We start from the raw sequence: 1,108 nt of genomic DNA on the forward strand, positions 1-1,108 counted from the left end.
GCATCCACCAGTTCGAGGGCGCGCCGAGGGCCGACGTGGAGAACTGCTGTGAGCTCCGTTGCGTCCGCGACGATTCCGAAATCGACGACGGCAAGAGTGGCGGCGAGTTCCGGATCGACGCAGAACCGGTTTCGGATACGTTCGGCGACAAGCGGCTTCGGGTCGTCGCCCGACTGCAGGGCCGTCAGCGCGACTTCCACGAGTTCGGGAATGCCTGCGGTGAGCCGGTGCACCGCGCGAATCCGGTCCGGTCGCAGGGTGGTGTCGAAAGTGGTGGCACGGGAAGCAATTTCGCGTGCACTCCACGGACGAAGTTCGACGAGCGTCGCATGGGTCGCGAAGGCCGAGAGTAGCGCACGCAGGTCCGCACGTTGCGGACGCGGCTCGGTCGCGACGATCAATGGCGTTGTACCGCAATGCACCTCGTCGACGAGGTCGCGCACGTCGTCGGCGCCCAGCGTGTGGGCGTCGTCGATCACCCGCAATCCGGGGTGCTCGGTAACCGCCGATTGCCGGATGGCGGCGAGCAGCGCCGACTTGCCGGTGCCCGCACCGCCGACCAGAAGCAGCCGCGGAAGCCCGGTCGAGCCGAGGGCGCGGTCGACTTCCTGTGGCACGGGCAGCGGGGGGCGAGCGGTTGTGGGAAACATCGGCGACGTGGTCAGCGGTTGCCACCGGTAATGACGCCGACGACGTTGCCGGTGCCGTCGAGCGTCTTCTCCAAACCGCTGCCGACGCCTTCGGCCACGGCACCCACGCCCTGACCTGCTCCTTCCAGGGCGTCGCCGACCCGGCTGCCGTCCGGTTGCGGGGCGGGCTGTGTGACCACCGGTGCGGGGGCCGGTGCGGGGGCCGGTGCGGGTGCGGGAGCCGGTGCGGGTGCAGGTGGTGCGCCCGGCGCCGGCGGGAGCGGTGCGTCGGGCGCCGCCGGGAGCGGTGCGGGAACATCGGTGCCCGAGTCGGTTCCGGCAGGGCCGGCGGCGGGCGCGGGTGCGCCGGGGTTACGTGCGGTCGCGGCGGCCTGTGTGGCGCCTGCGGGAACGGCCACCGACGTGACGGCACCGGCCTGTTCGGTCGCGACCGTGACCGAACCCTCGTTGTCCACGAG

At 71.5% G+C, this 1,108-nt stretch carries 2 pseudogenes; both read right to left on the minus strand.

Annotated features, from left to right (window positions below):
• A pseudogene (locus Q8814_RS26235) lies at positions 1-650 on the minus strand (LuxR C-terminal-related transcriptional regulator); the annotation flags it as partial.
• Positions 651-661: 11 nt separating this feature from the next.
• Positions 662-1,108, minus strand: a pseudogene (locus tag Q8814_RS26240) (Hsp70 family protein); the annotation flags it as partial.

Origin of the sequence: Rhodococcus chondri (assembly GCF_036327435.1) — a bacterium.
Lineage (GTDB): Bacteria > Actinomycetota > Actinomycetes > Mycobacteriales > Mycobacteriaceae > Rhodococcus > Rhodococcus chondri.